The 15,119-nt window shown below is 68.1% G+C and carries 16 protein-coding genes; 5 read left to right on the forward strand and 11 right to left on the reverse strand.

Going from position 1 to position 15,119, the window contains the following annotated elements:
* Both ACFXKA_RS35035 and lpdA read left to right on the forward strand, forming a co-directional pair.
* A partial coding sequence (locus ACFXKA_RS35035; RefSeq protein WP_379430589.1) for a dihydrolipoamide acetyltransferase family protein occupies window positions 1–1,193 on the forward strand: 1,193 nt, incomplete at its 5' end.
* A complete protein-coding gene (lpdA, locus tag ACFXKA_RS35040; RefSeq protein ID WP_379430590.1) occupies window positions 1,193–2,560 on the forward strand; it encodes a dihydrolipoyl dehydrogenase in 1,368 nt (455 codons plus the stop codon). The genes ACFXKA_RS35035 and lpdA, both read left to right, overlap by 1 nt.
* Before the next feature lie 107 nt (window positions 2,561–2,667).
* On the opposite strand, the gene paaI is transcribed toward lpdA, so the two are convergent.
* From paaI to ACFXKA_RS35095, 11 genes are read right to left on the reverse strand one after another with little or no spacing between them, the layout of a single operon-like run.
* Window positions 2,668–3,093, reverse strand: a complete 426-nt coding sequence (gene paaI, locus ACFXKA_RS35045; RefSeq protein ID WP_379430591.1) for a hydroxyphenylacetyl-CoA thioesterase PaaI — start codon at window positions 3,091–3,093, stop codon at window positions 2,668–2,670.
* Between the two features lie 21 nt (window positions 3,094–3,114).
* Window positions 3,115–4,425 (reverse strand): phenylacetate--CoA ligase PaaK, encoded by a 1,311-nt coding sequence (gene paaK / locus ACFXKA_RS35050; protein WP_379430592.1) that lies wholly within the window; start codon window positions 4,423–4,425, stop codon window positions 3,115–3,117.
* A 24-nt stretch (window positions 4,426–4,449) separates the two neighbouring features.
* Window positions 4,450–5,538: a 1,2-phenylacetyl-CoA epoxidase subunit PaaE gene (paaE, locus tag ACFXKA_RS35055; RefSeq protein ID WP_379430593.1), complete on the reverse strand. Its 1,089-nt coding sequence runs from the start codon at window positions 5,536–5,538 to the stop codon at window positions 4,450–4,452.
* 1 nt (window position 5,539) lies between these two features.
* Window positions 5,540–6,061 (reverse strand): 1,2-phenylacetyl-CoA epoxidase subunit PaaD, encoded by a 522-nt coding sequence (gene paaD, locus ACFXKA_RS35060; RefSeq protein ID WP_379430594.1) that lies wholly within the window; start codon window positions 6,059–6,061, stop codon window positions 5,540–5,542.
* Entirely contained in the window at window positions 6,055–6,972 is a 918-nt protein-coding gene (gene paaC, locus ACFXKA_RS35065; RefSeq protein WP_379430595.1) for a 1,2-phenylacetyl-CoA epoxidase subunit PaaC, read from the reverse strand. Before paaC ends, paaD begins: the two co-directional genes overlap by 7 nt.
* A gap of 9 nt (window positions 6,973–6,981) precedes the next feature.
* Window positions 6,982–7,275 carry a 1,2-phenylacetyl-CoA epoxidase subunit PaaB gene (paaB, locus tag ACFXKA_RS35070; protein WP_379430596.1) on the reverse strand — a complete coding sequence of 98 codons (294 nt, stop codon included), beginning with the start codon at window positions 7,273–7,275 and terminating at the stop codon, window positions 6,982–6,984.
* Between the two features lie 2 nt (window positions 7,276–7,277).
* Window positions 7,278–8,222, reverse strand: a complete 945-nt coding sequence (paaA, locus tag ACFXKA_RS35075) for a 1,2-phenylacetyl-CoA epoxidase subunit PaaA (RefSeq protein WP_354845671.1) — start codon at window positions 8,220–8,222, stop codon at window positions 7,278–7,280.
* An 11-nt stretch (window positions 8,223–8,233) separates the two neighbouring features.
* A complete protein-coding gene (locus ACFXKA_RS35080) occupies window positions 8,234–9,016 on the reverse strand; it encodes an enoyl-CoA hydratase/isomerase family protein (RefSeq protein ID WP_379430597.1) in 783 nt (260 codons plus the stop codon).
* Window positions 9,013–9,897 (reverse strand): 3-hydroxyacyl-CoA dehydrogenase family protein, encoded by an 885-nt coding sequence (locus ACFXKA_RS35085; protein ID WP_379430598.1) that lies wholly within the window; start codon window positions 9,895–9,897, stop codon window positions 9,013–9,015. The genes ACFXKA_RS35080 and ACFXKA_RS35085 overlap by 4 nt, the downstream gene beginning before the upstream one ends.
* Window positions 9,894–10,616, reverse strand: a complete 723-nt coding sequence (locus tag ACFXKA_RS35090; RefSeq protein WP_379430651.1) for an enoyl-CoA hydratase/isomerase family protein — start codon at window positions 10,614–10,616, stop codon at window positions 9,894–9,896. The genes ACFXKA_RS35085 and ACFXKA_RS35090 overlap by 4 nt, the downstream gene beginning before the upstream one ends.
* Before the next feature lie 5 nt (window positions 10,617–10,621).
* Window positions 10,622–11,839 carry a thiolase family protein gene (locus ACFXKA_RS35095; protein ID WP_379430599.1) on the reverse strand — a complete coding sequence of 406 codons (1,218 nt, stop codon included), beginning with the start codon at window positions 11,837–11,839 and terminating at the stop codon, window positions 10,622–10,624.
* 108 nt (window positions 11,840–11,947) lie between these two features.
* Here ACFXKA_RS35095 and ACFXKA_RS35100 point away from each other — a divergent pair, with 108 nt between their 5' ends.
* The 3 genes from ACFXKA_RS35100 to ACFXKA_RS35110 all read left to right on the forward strand — a co-directional run bounded on the left by ACFXKA_RS35100 (window position 11,948) and on the right by ACFXKA_RS35110 (window position 14,964).
* Window positions 11,948–12,556: a TetR/AcrR family transcriptional regulator gene (locus tag ACFXKA_RS35100; RefSeq protein WP_354845682.1), complete on the forward strand. Its 609-nt coding sequence runs from the start codon at window positions 11,948–11,950 to the stop codon at window positions 12,554–12,556.
* 81 nt (window positions 12,557–12,637) lie between these two features.
* A complete protein-coding gene (gene paaZ / locus ACFXKA_RS35105) occupies window positions 12,638–14,650 on the forward strand; it encodes a phenylacetic acid degradation bifunctional protein PaaZ (RefSeq protein WP_379430600.1) in 2,013 nt (670 codons plus the stop codon).
* Window positions 14,647–14,964 (forward strand): EthD family reductase, encoded by a 318-nt coding sequence (locus tag ACFXKA_RS35110; protein WP_379430601.1) that lies wholly within the window; start codon window positions 14,647–14,649, stop codon window positions 14,962–14,964. The genes paaZ and ACFXKA_RS35110 overlap by 4 nt, the downstream gene beginning before the upstream one ends.
* Window positions 14,965–15,119 lie beyond the last annotated feature (155 nt).

The following is a 15,119-nucleotide window of genomic DNA, read 5'->3' on the forward strand; positions in this document are numbered from 1 at the left end:
TGCCGGTTCCGTTCGAGGGCACCGTGATCGAACTACACGGGGCCGCGGGCGACACGCTGAAGGTCGGCACCCCGCTGGTCACCATCCGTGGCACGAACGCCGACGCGGCCGGGCCGGCACCGGCCGCACCGGCAGGTCATGAACAGTATCGGGAGGAGGAGCGCGCAGGATCGGGCAATGTGCTCATCGGGTACGGCACCGGTTTCGATGCCCCGCGCCGACGCCGGCGGGTGCACTCCGTGGACCGATCAACCGCCGCCCCCGGGGTACATGAGCAAGCGGACGTAGTGGGATCGACCAGTACCCCGGTCCCGCCGTCCGCGCCTCGAGTCATCTCGCCATTGGTGCGAAACCTGGCCCTGAGCAAGGGAATCGACCTCTCCGCACTGACCGGAACCGGGCCCGGGGGCATCATCGTCCGCGCCGATGTCGAAAGCCACGCTGATGTCGAGAGCCCGCCCGTACTCACAGCTCCCGTGTCCGGCCCCGCCCGCTTCCATCTCGAGCGGATTCCGCTGAAGGGCCTGCGCAAGACGGTCGCCGACAAGTTGTCCACCAGTCGCCGCGAGATTCCCGACGCGACCACCTGGGTCGATGTCGATGCCACCGAGCTGCTGCGGGCCCGCGCCGCCATCAATCACGGTCTGCCACCCGAGGACCAGGTGAGTCTGCTTGCGGTGGTGGCGCGCCTGACCATCGCGGCACTGTCCAGGTATCCGGAGCTCAACGCGTCGGTGGACACCGAGCACGGCGAGATCATCCGTCACGGCCAGGTGAATCTCGGCGTGGCCGCGCAAACTCCGCGCGGTCTGATCGTTCCGGTCCTCGACCACTCCGACACCATGACCACTGTGGAGCTGGCCCATGCGCTGCGCGACACCGTCGAGACCGCGCGCGAGGGCAAGCTGCCGCCTGCCCGGTTGACCGGAGGCACCTTCACCCTCAACAACTATGGCGTCTTCGGTGTCGACGGCTCGACCCCGATCATCAATCACCCGGAAGCCGCGATCCTGGGAATCGGCCGCATTGTCGACCGGCCGTGGGTGGTCGACGGTGTGCTCACCGTCCGCAAGCTCACCCAGGTCTCGCTCAGCTTCGACCATCGGGTATGCGACGGCGGAGCGGCCGGCGGATTCCTGCGACTGTTCGCCGACTACCTGGAAAACCCCGTCGCCGCGCTGGGGAGGCTGTGATGACCGAAACCCATAGTGATGTCCTGATCCTGGGCGGCGGCTCGGGCGGCTACGCCTGCGCCCTGCGCGCCGCCCAGCTGGGCCTGACCGTTACCCTTGTCGAGGCCGACAAGGTCGGCGGCACCTGTCTACATCGCGGCTGCATCCCGACCAAGGCGCTGCTGCGTGCCGCCGAGATCGCCGAAACAGCCCGCACCGCAACCTCTTTCGGTGTCCTGACTGAGCTTCACGGCATCGACGTCGACGAGCTGCACACGTACAAGAACGGTGTCGTGCAACGCTTGCACAAAGGACTGCGCGGGCTGCTCTCCGGCGGCAAGATCAGGATCGTGGAGGGTACCGGGGTGTACTCGCCGGACCGCTCTGTCACCGTCGACGGCGTGCGCTACACCGGCGAATCGGTCGTCCTGGCGACCGGATCCCGACCGCGTCTGCTCGACGGCATCGAAGCCGGTGCCCGCATCCTCACCAGTGATCAAGCGCTGGAGCTGGACTTCATCCCGCACTCGGCGATCGTGCTCGGCGGTGGCGTCATCGGCGTCGAATTCGCCAGTCTCTGGCGTTCCTTCGGCGCCGAGGTAACGATTGTCGAAGCCCTCCCCCACCTGCTCATGGCCGAAGATCCCTGGAGCTCGACGCAATTGACGCGGGCACTGCGCAGACGCGGAATCACTGTGCGCACGAAAACCCGTGTGGCAGCAGCGAAGGAGGGCGACAACGGGGTGTCGGTGGAGCTGGCCGGGGGCGAAACGCTGGCGGCCGACGTCCTCCTCGTCGCCGTCGGCCGTACCCCGCGCAGCGCCGACCTCGCGGCGGCGGGCATCGCTGTCGACAACGGCTGCGTGGTCACCGACGACCGACTGCTTACGAATGTGTCCGGGGTGTACGCCGTTGGTGACCTCGTTGCCGGGCCCCAGCTGGCGCACCGCGGATTCCAGCATGGCCTGTTCGTCGCCGAGGAGATCGCCGGCCTCTCGCCCGTCCCGGTCGCAGACCACCTCATTCCGCGCGTGGTGTACTCGCACCCGGAACTCGCCTCCGTCGGCCTTACCGAAACCGCCGCCCGCGAACAGTACGGTGCTTGCACCGCAACGGTTTACGATCTCGCCGGCAACGGCAAGAGCCAGATCCTCCGCACCACCGGAGGTGTGAAAGTCGTGCGCGCGGGTGAAACCGGTCCGGTGGTCGGCGTCCATATGGTCGGCGACCGAATCGGTGAGTCGATTGGGGAGGCCCAACTGGCGGTCGCCTGGGAGGCACTCCCCACCGACATCGCGCCCTTCATCCACGCCCACCCCACCCAGAACGAAGCCCTCGGCGAAGCCATGCTCGCCCTGGCCGGCCGCCCACTGCACAGCCACTCCTGATCGCGCAACAACGATCGGCCCGCGGTGAACAGTGTCACCGCGGGCCGATCGTTGTGGAAACTATGAGCATAGGAAGGGTGCCGGCGCCGACGAGGGCCGAGAGCGCGTCAGGCGCGAGTCCGGATCTCGCGGCTGGTGCCTCGGAATTCGGCCACGACGATCTCGCCGCGACGCACGGTGACGTCGTAGATGCCGTTGCGGCCGTAGCGGGCCCGCTCGACGGCTTCGGCGACCAGCTCGTCGCCGGCGGTCGTCGGTTCCAGGTAGGTGATCGACGCGCCAGCGGCCACCGTGGGACGGCCGTAACCATTGCACGCCACCGCGAAGGCGCTGTCGGCGAGGAGAAAGACATAGCCGCCGTGGGTGATGGCGTGGCCGTTGAGCATGTCGTCGGTGATCTTCATGGCGAGGGTGGCGGACCCGGGTCCGTTGGCCAGCAACTGAATTCCGCAGTCTGCCGACGCGGGATCCGCGTCGAGCATGGCACGGGCGAAATTGATTCCGGTGGAATCCTCGCCGACGTATTCGTTCATCGGGTACTCCCTCGGACGAGTTCAGTGGGGGCGGTTGTCGATCAGGCGGCGTACCTTGCCCGACGATCGCTCGAGGGTCTCGGGCGCGAGTACCTCGACGCCCACGGTGATACCGATCTGCTGCTTGACCAGGTGGATCAATGTCGCGGCCGCCACCTCTCGCTCCGCGGCGGTGGCGTCGGGGCGGGCTTCGACTCGCACCGTCAGCCGATCCATCCGGCCGGGCCGGTCCAGCACGCACTCGAATTGGGGTGCCAGCGTCGGCACGGTGAGGACGATTTCCTCGATCTGGGTGGGGAACAGGTTCACGCCGCGCAGGATGATCATGTCATCGCTGCGGCCGGTGATCTTCTGCATTCTGCGCATGGTGCGTGCGGTGCCGGGCAGCAGGCGGGTGATATCGCGGGTGCGGTAGCGGATGACGGGGAATGCCTCCTTGGTCAGGGAGGTGAACACGAGCTCGCCTTCGGCCCCGTCGGGCAGCACCTGTCCGGTCTCGGGATCGATGATTTCCGGGTAGAAGTGATCTTCCCAGATATGCGGTCCGTCTTTGGTTTCCGCGCATTCCATGGCGACGCCGGGGCCGATGACCTCGGACAGCCCGTAGATGTCGAGGGCGTCGATGGCCAGTTGTGATTCGAGTTCGCGGCGCATGGCCTCGGTCCACGGCTCGGCTCCGAACACGCCGATCCGCAGGGACGTCGATGCTGGGTGGATGCCCTGGCGGGTCATGGCGTCGAGCAATGTCAGCATGTAGGACGGCGTCACCATGATGGCGTCGGGCTTGAAATCCTGGATCAGGCGCACCTGGCGCTCGGTCATGCCACCCGACATGGGAATCACGGTGCAGCCCAGTCGTTCCGCGCCGTAGTGGGCGCCGAGTCCCCCGGTGAACAGCCCGTAGCCGTAGGCGATGTGCACGACGTCGGTGGAGCGCACGCCCGCGGCGCGCAGGCTGCGGGCGATGAGATCGGCCCAGTGTCCGAGATCGCCGGCGGTATAGCCGACGACAGTGGGCTGGCCGGTGGTGCCGGAGGAGGCGTGGATGCGCGACACCTGTTCGCGCGGAACGGCGAACATCCCGAAGGGATAGTTGGCTCGCAGGTCGGCCTTGGTGGTGAATGGGAATTTCGCGAGGTCGGACAGTTCTCTCAGGTCCGACGGGTGCACACCGACCGCGTCGAATGCGGTGCGGTAGTGGGAAACGTGCTCGTAGGCGTGCTGTAGTGACCAGCGCAGCCGTTCGAGTTGCAGTGCGGCGATGCGGTCGCGAGAGGCGAATTCGATATCGTCGGCGGGAACCGTGGCGGGAATGGGAGCGACGGTGCTCAAGGGAATGTCCTGTCGGTGTGGTGATCAGGCGTCGAAGTCGACGGTGAGGGCGTCGGTGATCGGGTAGCTCTGGCAGGTGAGCACGAAGCCCGCCGCGATTTCGCTGTCCTCGAGGGCGTAGTTGCGCCGCATGTCCGCCGCCCCGTCGGTGATCTTGGCGCGGCAGGTGCCGCACACTCCGCCCTTGCACGCGAAGGGCAGATCCGAGCGCACCTGTTCGGCAGCATCCAGAATCGTCCGGTCCCGTGGCAGGTCGGCGGTGGTGGAGCGGCCGTCGAGAGTGATGGTGACCCGGCTGCTCGGCCCGGTCGTCCCCGGTTCGTGGTGGGGCTCCGGCGGTGGTGGGGTGTCGCCGACGTAGAACAGCTCGCGGTGGACGCGATCGGCGGCCACCCCGAAGTCGGCCAGCACGGTGACGGTGTCGTCCACCATGCCATGCGGCCCGCAGATCCACGCGTGGTCGATACCGTCGATATCGACCAGCGCCGTGAGGATTTCACGTAGTCGGTCGGCATCGATTCGGCCGCTGAACAATTCGACGTCGCGTGGTTCTCGGGAGAGCACGTGGATGAGCGAGAAGCGTTCGCCGTAGGCGTCTTTCAGGTCGGCGAGCTCGTCGGCGAACATGACCGAGCGGGTGCGCCGGTTGCCGTACAGCAGCGTCACCCGGCTGTCGGGGTTGGCGAGCAGCGAGGCGGCGATCGACAGCAGCGGAGTGATGCCGGACCCGGCGCCCACCAGCAGATGCCGTCCGGCGCTCGACGTGTCGGCGACGAAGCTGCCGGACGGGGGCTGCACCTCTACGCGATCGCCCGGCGTGACCTCGTGGACCAGCCAGTTCGAGAACAGGCCGCCGGATACCTCCCGCACTCCGACCCGGGGCGCCGCGCCCTGAGCAGCGCAGATCGAATACGAACGCCGCTGCTCGACGCCGTCCACCGTCCGCCGCAGTGTGAGGAATTGGCCCGGCCGGAAATGGAATTCGTCGGCAAGCCGATCCGGTACGGCGAAGGTCACCGCGACGGCGTCGTCGCACAGGCGCTGCACGGCCGCGACCTCGAGCGCGTAGAACGCGCGGGATCGGCCGATGGTAGGTGCCGTGGTCGTGGTCACCTCAGATCTCCTTCACATGATCGAACGGTTCGAGACAGTCGCGGCAGCGATACAGCGCCTTGCACGCGGTGGCCGCGAACGGCGAGACGAGTTCGGTCGCGGCCGAGCCGCAGTACGGGCAGCGCACGGAGCGCGAAGGCGCGGTCAGGGTGAGCGGGATGGGCCCGCCGGTTCGCGCCGGCGCCGGGCCCGGCGGGGAGTACCCATGTTCGCGCAGCTTGCGCCGCCCGTCGGGGGTGATCCAGTCGCTGGTCCACGGCGGCGACAGCACGGTGTCCACCCGCACGGCCACGAAACCGTTTGCGCGCAGGTCGTATTCGATGTCGGCCCGAATGGTCGCCATGGCCGGGCACCCCGAGTAGGTGGGGGTGATGGTCACGACGACCACGCCCTCGGGTTCGACCCGTACGTCGCGCAGGACGCCGAGGTCTGCAATGGTGAGCATCGGCATCTCCGGGTCCGCGACCGCCGCGGCCACCGCCCGGGCACGATCTTCTCCGGCGGTGGCGGCCGCGGTCACCATGACGCTTCCGGATGGGCGCGGGCCACGCTCTGCATCTCGGCCAGGATCAGCCCCAGCGCTTCGGTGTGCAGGCCGTCGCGTCCGGCGCGCCCGCCGACAGTGGCGGCCGAAGCCCGCTCGGGTGCAGTGGTTTCCGCAGCCCGCAGAATCGTGGTGAGGGTCTCCTCGACCTCGGTGCGCACCTGCGCGGGGTCCACGGCCACCCCGGCCGCCGCGAGCGCCGTCTCGTCCGAGGAGGTGCTGAACAATTCGGGAACGAAGGGCCAGACCTGGCCGAGCGCCCGGACCAGCCGACCGTGCGACTCGTCGGTCCCCGCGCCGAGCACGACCGCCCATCGGGCCGCGTAATCACGGTGGTAGGTCAGTTCCTTGACCCCCTTGTGCGCCACTGCCGACAGCACCGGATCCCGTGAGTCCCGCAAACGCGCGAACACCGCCAGCCGCCAGGTCGAGAAGACGAGCAGCCTGGTGATCGCCTGCGCGAAGTCGCCATTGTCGAGTTCACACAGGCGCACATTGCGGAATTCTGCGTCGGTACGGAAGAACGCCAACGCATCCTCGGGCGGAATGGGTGAGGTATCCGAGAGGTACGGCACGACGGCGGGATCCGCGGCCGCAGCACGGGCCAGCAGCAGCCGCGCCTGCCCGAGCAGGTCCAGGCCGATATTGGCCAGCGCTACCTCCTCCTCCAATTCTGGTGCGTGCGTGACCAATTCGGTCATCCTCTGGGCGCTGATCAGGGCATCGTCGGCGAGCATGAGACAGTACCGCGCCAGCGCCGAGGCGTCCGCGTCCCCAGGCACGCTCGTGTCCACCCCGGCCAGGGGATCGTCGAAGCTTGTCCCGAAGGCCCAGCGGCCGTCGTCATCGGCGGCGGCGAGACCGTCGAAGGGATTGTCGTGGTCGATCATGGCGGCGCCTCACATGTGGGGGACGGTGTCGGGGATCTCGTAGAAGGTCGGGTGGCGGTAGACCTTGTCGCGGTTGGGCGCGAAGAAGGGATCCTTTTCGGCCGGGCTGGATGCGGCGATGGTGTGCGAGGGCACCACCCAGATGCTCACGCCCTCGTTGCGGCGGGTGTAGACGTCGCGGGCGTGCCGCAGTGCCATCTCGTCGTCGGCGGCGTGCAGGGAACCCACGTGGACGTGGTTGAGTCCGCGCTTGCCACGCACGAACACCTCATACAGCGGCCATTCCGAACGAGTTCCGGTCATGGTCATGCCTCCTGGTTTCCGTTGCGGTGGGCGAATGCCGCGGCTGCTTCGCGCACCCACGCCCCGTCGTCGTGAGCGGATCGCCGGACACCGATCCGCTGCGCATTGCACGCACCGTTGCCGGCCACGACCTGCGCGAACTCGTCCCAGTCGGGTCGGCCGAAGTCGTGGGCGCCGCGGTCGGCGTTCCATGCCAGTTCCGGATCGGGCAGGGTGACACCCAGCGTCGCGGCCTGCGGAACCGTCATGTCGACGAATCGCTGCCGCAGTTCGTCATTGGTGTGGCGTTTGATCCGCCAGCGCATGGACTGCGCGGTGTTGGGTGAGGCGTCGTCGGGCGGGCCGAACATCATCAGTGCCGGCCACCACCACCGGTCGACGGACTCCTGCACCATGGCCCGCTGGGCGTCGGTGCCGCGCATCATGGTCATGAGCAGCTCGTAGCCCTGACGCTGATGGAACGACTCCTCCTTGCAGACCCGGATCATCGCGCGTGCGTAGGGACCGAACGAGCTGCGGCACAGCGGAACCTGGTTGCAGATCGCCGCGCCGTCCACCAGCCACCCGATGACCCCGACATCGGCGAAGGTCAGGGTCGGATAGTTGAAGATCGAGGAGTACTTCTGCTGGCCGGAGAGCAGTTTGCCGGTGAGGTCGCCGCGGTCCGCGCCCAGGGTTTCCGCCGCCGAGTACAGGTACAGACCGTGCCCGGCCTCGTCCTGGACCTTGGCCAGCAGGATCGCCTTGCGGCGCAGCGAGGGCGCGCGGGTGAGCCAGTTGCCTTCGGGCTGCATGCCGATGATCTCGGAGTGGGCGTGCTGGGCGATCTGGCGAATCAGGGTGGCGCGGTAGGCGTCCGGCATCCAGTCGCGTGGCTCGATACGCTGATCGGCGTCGAGTGTGGCGTCGAATCCCGCCTGCAGATCGTCGGAGACAGGGGTGTTCATGACCGAACCCTTCAGTGACCGGTGAAGACCGGGTTTGTCTTGGACAGGAAGGCAGTGACCGCGGCGCGATGGTCCGCGCTCGCGCCGAGCCGCTGCTGGGCGTCGGCTTCGTGTTCCAGCGTGTCGGCCAGATCGGCGTCCGACCGCTCCAGCAGCGCCTTCACCTCTCGGTAGGCGGCGGTCGGTCCTGCGGCCAGGCGGGCCGCGAGTTGGCGTGCCGCGGTGTCCAATTCGGAGTCGTCGACGACCCGATGCACCAGTCCCCATTCCAGGGCCCGGGCGGCGTCGATCCGATCGCCGAGCAGCATGAGCCCGGCGGCGCGCGCGGTGCCGAGGGCACGTGCCAGGCTGTGGCTCAGGCCCGAATCGCTGGCCAGGCCGATGCCGGTGAACGCGGTGGCGAAGATCGACGACTGCCCGCTGATTCGGATATCGCCCGCGAGCGCGATGCCGAGTCCGGCACCGACACAGGCGCCCTGTATCGCGACGACCACCGGTACCTGGATCCCCGCCAACGCGGTGATCAGCGGGTTGTAGTGTTCCCGGACGGTCGCCATGGCGGTGGCCGGGTCGGCGTCCAGCGCGGTCACGTGCTCGGCGAGATCCTGTCCGACACAGAAGTTCCGGCCCTCCGCGCGCAGCAGGACGGCCCGGACGCTGTCGTCGGCAGCGAGGGATCGCAAGGCGTCGAGCAGTTCCTCTTTGAGGGCGCGGTCCAGCGCGTTGGATGCCGCGGGCCGCGCCAGTGTGAGGACGGCCAGGCCATCACTCATTTCCATGGTGGCGGTGGTCATCGAGTCGTTCCTTTCGTTCCGCCGTTCCAGTCGTAGAACCCGCGTCCGGTCTTGCGCCCCAGCTCACCCCGGGCGACCTTGTCGCGCAGCAGCTGTGGGGGTTCGAAGCGGGGTCCCAGGGTGGCGGCGAGGTGTTCGGCGATCGCGAGCCGGACGTCGAGCCCGACCAGATCGGTCGACCGCAACGGGCCCATCGCATGCCGGTAGCCCAGTTCCATTGCCCGGTCGATGGATTCGGCGTCCGCGACACCGTCCTCGAGCATGCGGACGGCCTCCAGACCGAGGCACACCCCGAGGCGGCTGGTCGCGAAGCCCGGGGCGTCGTTCACCAAGACCTCGGCTTTGCCCAGCGCGGCGACCCAGCCGCGCACTCGCTCCGTGACGCCGGGGGCGGTGGCGGGGGCGCGCACCACCTCGACAAGTTTCGACGCGGGAACGGGATTGAAGAAGTGCATTCCGAGGAAGCGGCTCGGGTCCTTCAGCACCGCACCCAGTTCCGTGATGGACAGGGAACTGGTGTTGGAGGCGAGCACCGTGTCCGGCCCGACCGCCCGCTCCGCGGCAGTCAGCACTTCGGCCTTGAGTCGCGGGGTCTCCGGCACCGCTTCGATCACCAGATCCGAATCGGCGGGCAGCTCGGCGATGGCCGCAGCCAGGGTGATTCTCCCCATGATCGTGTCGATATCATCACTGCCGCCCAGCGCATTTCGGTCCGCTGCCGCAGACAGGCCATTGCGAATACGCTGCCGTGCTGCCGCAAGGTCGCCTGATTCGACGACGGTGACATCGCTGCCGAGGGTGGCGAAGGACTGGGCGATGCCCGCGCCCATCCGTCCCCCGCCGATCACCCCGATCCGTACGGCCATCGCAGTGTCGGTCATCGTGTCCTCTTCTCCAGGAATGCGGTCATCCGCTCGTACTTCTCGGCGCTGTCGAACAGCACCGCTTGGGCGATGTCATCGGCACGGGAGCCGTCGGCGACCAGCTTGGTCAGCCGCAAGGCCAGCGGTGACTGGCGCACGACGCGGTCGAGGAGTTCGTGTGCGGCGGTGACGTGTGTCCCCTCCGGGACGACGTCGAGCACCAGCCCGCACCGCAGTGCGCGGTCGGCATCCAGCCGTGCACCACCGAGCAGGACCTGCTTGGCGATCGAGGCGCCAACGAGCTCCGGCAGCCGATAACTGGCGCCCGCCGCGGCCGTGATACCCAGACCTGGTTCCGGATTCGCGAAAACGGCCGTCGGCGTGGCGATCCGGATGTCGCAGGCATAGGCCAATTCGGCGCCTCCGCCGAAGGCGTAACCGCTCACCGCGGCGATCGTCGGCAGCGGCAGCCGCGCCACCCTGTCGAACAGGGTGCGGTTGATCCCGGCCAGCGCTTCGTTCAGTCCCCGGTCACGCAATTCGGTGATATCGGCGCCACCTGCGAAGTGGTCGCCACGACCGGTGAGCAGCAATGGTCTCGGCGTATGTTCCAGCCGCTCGCAGACCCGGTGCAGCTCGGAGATCATCGCGGCGTCAATGGCATTGCGTCGTTCCGGCCGATCCAGGACCACCACCGTGCGGTCGTCGGACTCGGTGACCTCGAGGGTGGAGAACAGGCGGCTCACGGGACCTCCACCAGCATCGCCGCACCCTGACCGACACCCACGCAGAGGGTCGCGAGTCCGCGGCGCGCGCCTTCGCGCTCCATACGCCCCAATAGCGTCAACAGGATTCGTGCACCGGAGCATCCGAGCGGATGCCCCAGCGCGATCGCGCCGCCGTCGGCGTTGACGATCTCCTCGTCCAGCTTCAACTGCCTCATCACGCCCAGCGACTGGGCGGCGAACGCTTCGTTCAGCTCGACCGCACCGAGATCACCGACCGCCCACCCGGCGCGGCCGAGGACTTTGCGGGTGGCGGGCACCGGACCCAATCCCATGACATTGGGCGGCACACCGGCATTCGCCGCGGCGACGATCCGGGCACGCACCCTCAGACCGTGCCGACGTACCGCCTCCGCACTGGCCACCACCAGCGCGGCCGCCCCATCGGACAATGGCGACGACGACCCCGCGGTGACAATGCCCCCCGGACGGAACACCGGACGCAAGCCCACGAGCTTTTCGAGGGTCGTGTCGCGCCGCGGGACCTCGTCGGTGCTCACCTCGCCACCGCGGACCGGGACGGGGACGATCTCCGCCACGAAACGTCCGGCGTCGATGGCCGCAGCAGCGCGCCGCTGGCTGCGCAGTGCGAATTCGTCGCTCTCCGTGCGGGAAATGCCCTCGGCGACAGCCACCTCTTCGGCGGTCTCCCCCATCGCCAATGTCACCTTGCGTACCTCCGGGCCGCTGCCGAGCACAGCCGCATCCGCTCGCGCGAAACGCTCATTGGTGAAACGCCATCCGAGGGCGGTGTCGGTCAGCTCCCCCGGCTTGGCCCATGCCACACCGGGTTTGGCGACCACCCACGGCGCTCGCGTCATCGATTCGGCGCCGCCCGCCACGATCAGATCGGCGTCGCCGCCGCGAATCATGGCGGCGGCGGTCGCGACGGCTGTCAATCCGCTCGCGCACAACCGGTTGACCGTGAATCCTGGCACCGAATCCGGCAGCCCGGCCAGCAGCGCCGCCATCCGGGCGACATTGCGGTTGTCCTCGCCGGACTGATTGGCCGCACCCAGGATCACCTCGTCCACCGCGTCATCGGGGATCGCGGCCCGGCGCACCGCTTCCCGGACCACCAGCGCCGCCATGTCATCGGGCCGGACTTCGGCCAGAGCGCCGCCGTAGCGCCCCTGGGGCGTTCGCGCCCCGTCCACCAGAAAGACCTCGCGCATCCTCACACTCCTGTCCTCGTTTCCATAATTACCGAATGTTCGGTCGGTAATCAAGCCTCGGCCGCGGGTCTGCGCGAAATGCACGCCGGGCACTGAGAAGATGGGCGGATGGCTTCTCCGCGCGTCACCCGCAGGTCCGGCCCCGGCCGGCCCGGCTACGACCTCGACTCCCTGCTGTCGGTCGCCGTCAAGGTCTTCAACGAGAAGGGCTACGACGGCACCAGCATGGAGACCCTGGCGCAGCGGCTCGGAATCACGAAATCGTCCATCTACCACCATGTCTCCGGCAAGGAAGAGCTGCTGGAACTGGCGCTCGGGCGCGCGCTCAACGGGCTGTTCGCGGTCACCACCGAACCCGAGGTCACCTCGGGCCCCTACATCGACCGGCTCGAGCACCTGGTGCGCCGCAGCGTCCACGTGCTGGCCACCGAGCTGCCGTATGTGACATTGCTGCTGCGGGTGCGTGGCAACAGCCCCGTCGAACGCCGCGCCCTCGCCCGCCGCCGCGAATTCGACGATGTGGTCGCGCGGCTGGTCAGCGAGGCCGTCTCGGAGGGCGATCTGCGCCCGGACATCGACCCCGCGCTGATCAGCCGCCTACTTTTCGGCATGGTCAACTCCCTCATCGAGTGGTACAGCCCGCGCGGGGGCACCTCCATCGATCAACTCGCCGACGCCGTGGTCCACATGACGTTCGAGGGCCTGCGCACGCACTGACCGGTCGCGGGTTCCTTGACACGGGCAAGGGCCGCGCGCGATGGTAATTACCGACCGAATGGACGGTAGATCGGAGTTGTTGTGAGCAGGTTGTTGCAAAGCTATGTGAGCGGGCGGTGGCACACTCCGCCGGATGCGGGCCAGTCGATCCTCAGCGCCGTGGACGGCAGCGAGATCGCGCGGGTCTCCTCGACCGGCGTCGACTTCGCCGCGGCGGTGCATCACGCGCACTCGGTCGGGGGGCCCGCGCTGGCGCGGCTGACCTTCCACGAGCGCGCGGGGCTGCTGAAGGCGCTCGGGCAGTCCATCCTGGCGCGCAAGGACGAGTTCTACACGGTGTCGCGAGCGACCGGCGCGACCGACCGGGACTCGGCGATCGACATCGATGGCGGCGCGGGCACCCTGCTCAGCTATGCAAGCCGGGCCAAGCGTGAATTGCCCAATGGCACCGTGTATCTCGACGGCGGGGTGGAACGGCTCGGTAAGCGCGGAACCTTCGTCGCCCAGCATGTCTACACCACCCGCCCGGGCGTGGCGGTGCAGATCAATGCTTTCAATTTCCCGGTCTGGGGTTTCCTCGAGAAGCTGGCTCCGGCGTTCATCGCGGGTGTGCCGAGCATTGTGAAGCCCGCGTCGCAGACGGCGTATCTGACCGAGGCCGTTTTCCGCCACATCATCGAATCCGGTCTGCTGCCGGAAGGTTCGGTGCAGCTGGTGTGCGGTGGCACCGGCGACCTGTTGGATCAGCTGGGTGGCCAGGACTCGCTGCTGTTCACCGGTTCCGCGCAGACCGCCGCGCTGCTGCGCACGCACCCGGCGCTCGTGCACCACGGCACCCGTTTCACCGCGGAGGCCGATTCGCTCAACGCCTCGATCCTCGGCACCGACGTGGAGCCCGGCACTGCGGAATTCGATCTGTATGTGCGCCAATTGGTTACGGAGATGACCGCGAAGGCGGGGCAGAAGTGCACGGCCATCCGGCGCGCGTTCGTTCCGGAGAACCTGGTCGACGCGGTGATCGACGCGGCCCGGGAGCGGTTGAGCAAGGTTGTGGTGGGCGCACCCGGCGACGAGGGCGTCACCATGGGCGCGCTGGCCAGCGTGCAGCAGCGCGATGAAGTGTTGAAGGCCGTCCAGGCCCTCACCGCCAGCAGCGATATCGTGGTCGGCCGAGCCCAGGCGCCGGAGGGACCGGGCGCGTTCCTGTCGCCTATCCTGTTGCGCTGCACGGACAATATGGCCGCCGAACCACACGAGATCGAGCCGTTCGGTCCGGTGGCGACGATCATCGGCTATCGCGATGCCGCCGAGGTGATCGACCTGGCGGCCCGCGGGCAAGGCAGTCTGGTCGCCTCCCTGGTCACCGCCGACGCGGCGCTCGCCCGGGAGATCGTGCTGGGCCTGGCTCCATTCCACGGCCGTGTCCTGGTTCTCGACACCGAGGATGCGAAGGAGTCGACCGGCCACGGTTCCCCACTGCCGGTGCTCGTGCACGGAGGACCCGGCCGGGCCGGGGGCGGTGAAGAGCTCGGCGGTATCCGCGGCGTCCTCCATCACATGCAGCGCACGGCCGTACAGGCGTCGCCGAACAAGCTCTCCGCTATTACCGGGCAGTGGGTCAGCGGCGCCGCCCGGCATGCCGGCGCGGTGCATCCGTTCCGGAAGAGCCTCGCGGAGTTGGCTATCGGTGACACCATCGTTGGCGGTCCGCGGCAGGTCACGGGCGAGGACATCGCGCACTTCGCGGAGTTCACCGGCGACACGTTCTACGCCCACACCGATCCCGTTGCCGCGGCGGCCAATCCGCTCTTCGGCGGCATCGTCGCCCACGGCTACCTGGTTGTATCGCTTGCGGCCGGGCTGTTCGTGGACCCCGCCCCGGGCCCCGTCCTCGCCAATTTCGGCGTCGACCACCTCCGATTCCTCACCCCCGTCAAGGTCGACGACATCCTCACCGTGACACTTACCGCGAAGGCCATCACGCCCCGGGCCACCGCCGACTACGGTGAAGTCCGCTGGGACACCGTGGTGACGAATCAGAACGCCGAACCAGTCGCGACCTACGACGTGCTCACCCTGGTGGCGAAGTCATGACCTACCGCATCGCCATCTGCTACGGCCGCCCCGCGGATCCCGCGGCCTTCGACGCGTACTACGCCGAAACCCATGTCCCGCTGGCTCGGCAGATCCCCGGACTCTCCGCATTCACCTGGGGCCTCTGCTCCGCGCTCGGTAGCGGCGAACCGCCGTACTACATGGTTGCCAGTCTGCACTTCCCCACGGCCGAGGCACTCGATCAGGCATTGGCCTCAACCGAAATGAAGGCCGCCGGCCGCGATGTCCGGAACTTCGCCACCGGCGGTGTCACCATGTTCACCCAATCCGAGCAATCAGTACTGATTCCCTGATCCGCACGCCACCCAGCGGACAGGAGCAGAGCATCGTCCTGCACCCAACCGATGGCGCAGGCGATGCCCTGCTCGGCACACCGATGAAACCGGCGGTGACCCACTGATTTCCAACCGAGGCACCGGCGCCCGGGTACTCCAGTACCGGGCGCCCG

It is taken from the genome of Nocardia sp. NPDC059228 (assembly GCF_042754245.1).
Taxonomy (GTDB): Bacteria; Actinomycetota; Actinomycetes; order Mycobacteriales; family Mycobacteriaceae; genus Nocardia.

Coding starts and splice junctions, on each gene's coding strand:
- paaB (WP_379430596.1), bottom strand. CDS start 7,275: ATGACCGGAACTCGTTCGGAATGGCCGCTGTATGAGGTGTTCGTGCGT.
- lpdA (WP_379430590.1), top strand. CDS start 1,193: ATGACCGAAACCCATAGTGATGTCCTGATCCTGGGCGGCGGCTCGGGC.
- ACFXKA_RS35095 (WP_379430599.1), bottom strand. CDS start 11,839: ATGCGCGAGGTCTTTCTGGTGGACGGGGCGCGAACGCCCCAGGGGCGC.
- paaD (WP_379430594.1), bottom strand. CDS start 6,061: ATGGTGACCGCGGCCGCCACCGCCGGAGAAGATCGTGCCCGGGCGGTG.
- ACFXKA_RS35080 (WP_379430597.1), bottom strand. CDS start 9,016: ATGACCACCGCCACCATGGAAATGAGTGATGGCCTGGCCGTCCTCACA.
- ACFXKA_RS35085 (WP_379430598.1), bottom strand. CDS start 9,897: ATGACCGACACTGCGATGGCCGTACGGATCGGGGTGATCGGCGGGGGA.
- paaI (WP_379430591.1), bottom strand. CDS start 3,093: ATGAACGAATACGTCGGCGAGGATTCCACCGGAATCAATTTCGCCCGT.
- ACFXKA_RS35100 (WP_354845682.1), top strand. CDS start 11,948: ATGGCTTCTCCGCGCGTCACCCGCAGGTCCGGCCCCGGCCGGCCCGGC.
- paaC (WP_379430595.1), bottom strand. CDS start 6,972: ATGATCGACCACGACAATCCCTTCGACGGTCTCGCCGCCGCCGATGAC.
- paaA (WP_354845671.1), bottom strand. CDS start 8,222: ATGAACACCCCTGTCTCCGACGATCTGCAGGCGGGATTCGACGCCACA.
- ACFXKA_RS35110 (WP_379430601.1), top strand. CDS start 14,647: ATGACCTACCGCATCGCCATCTGCTACGGCCGCCCCGCGGATCCCGCG.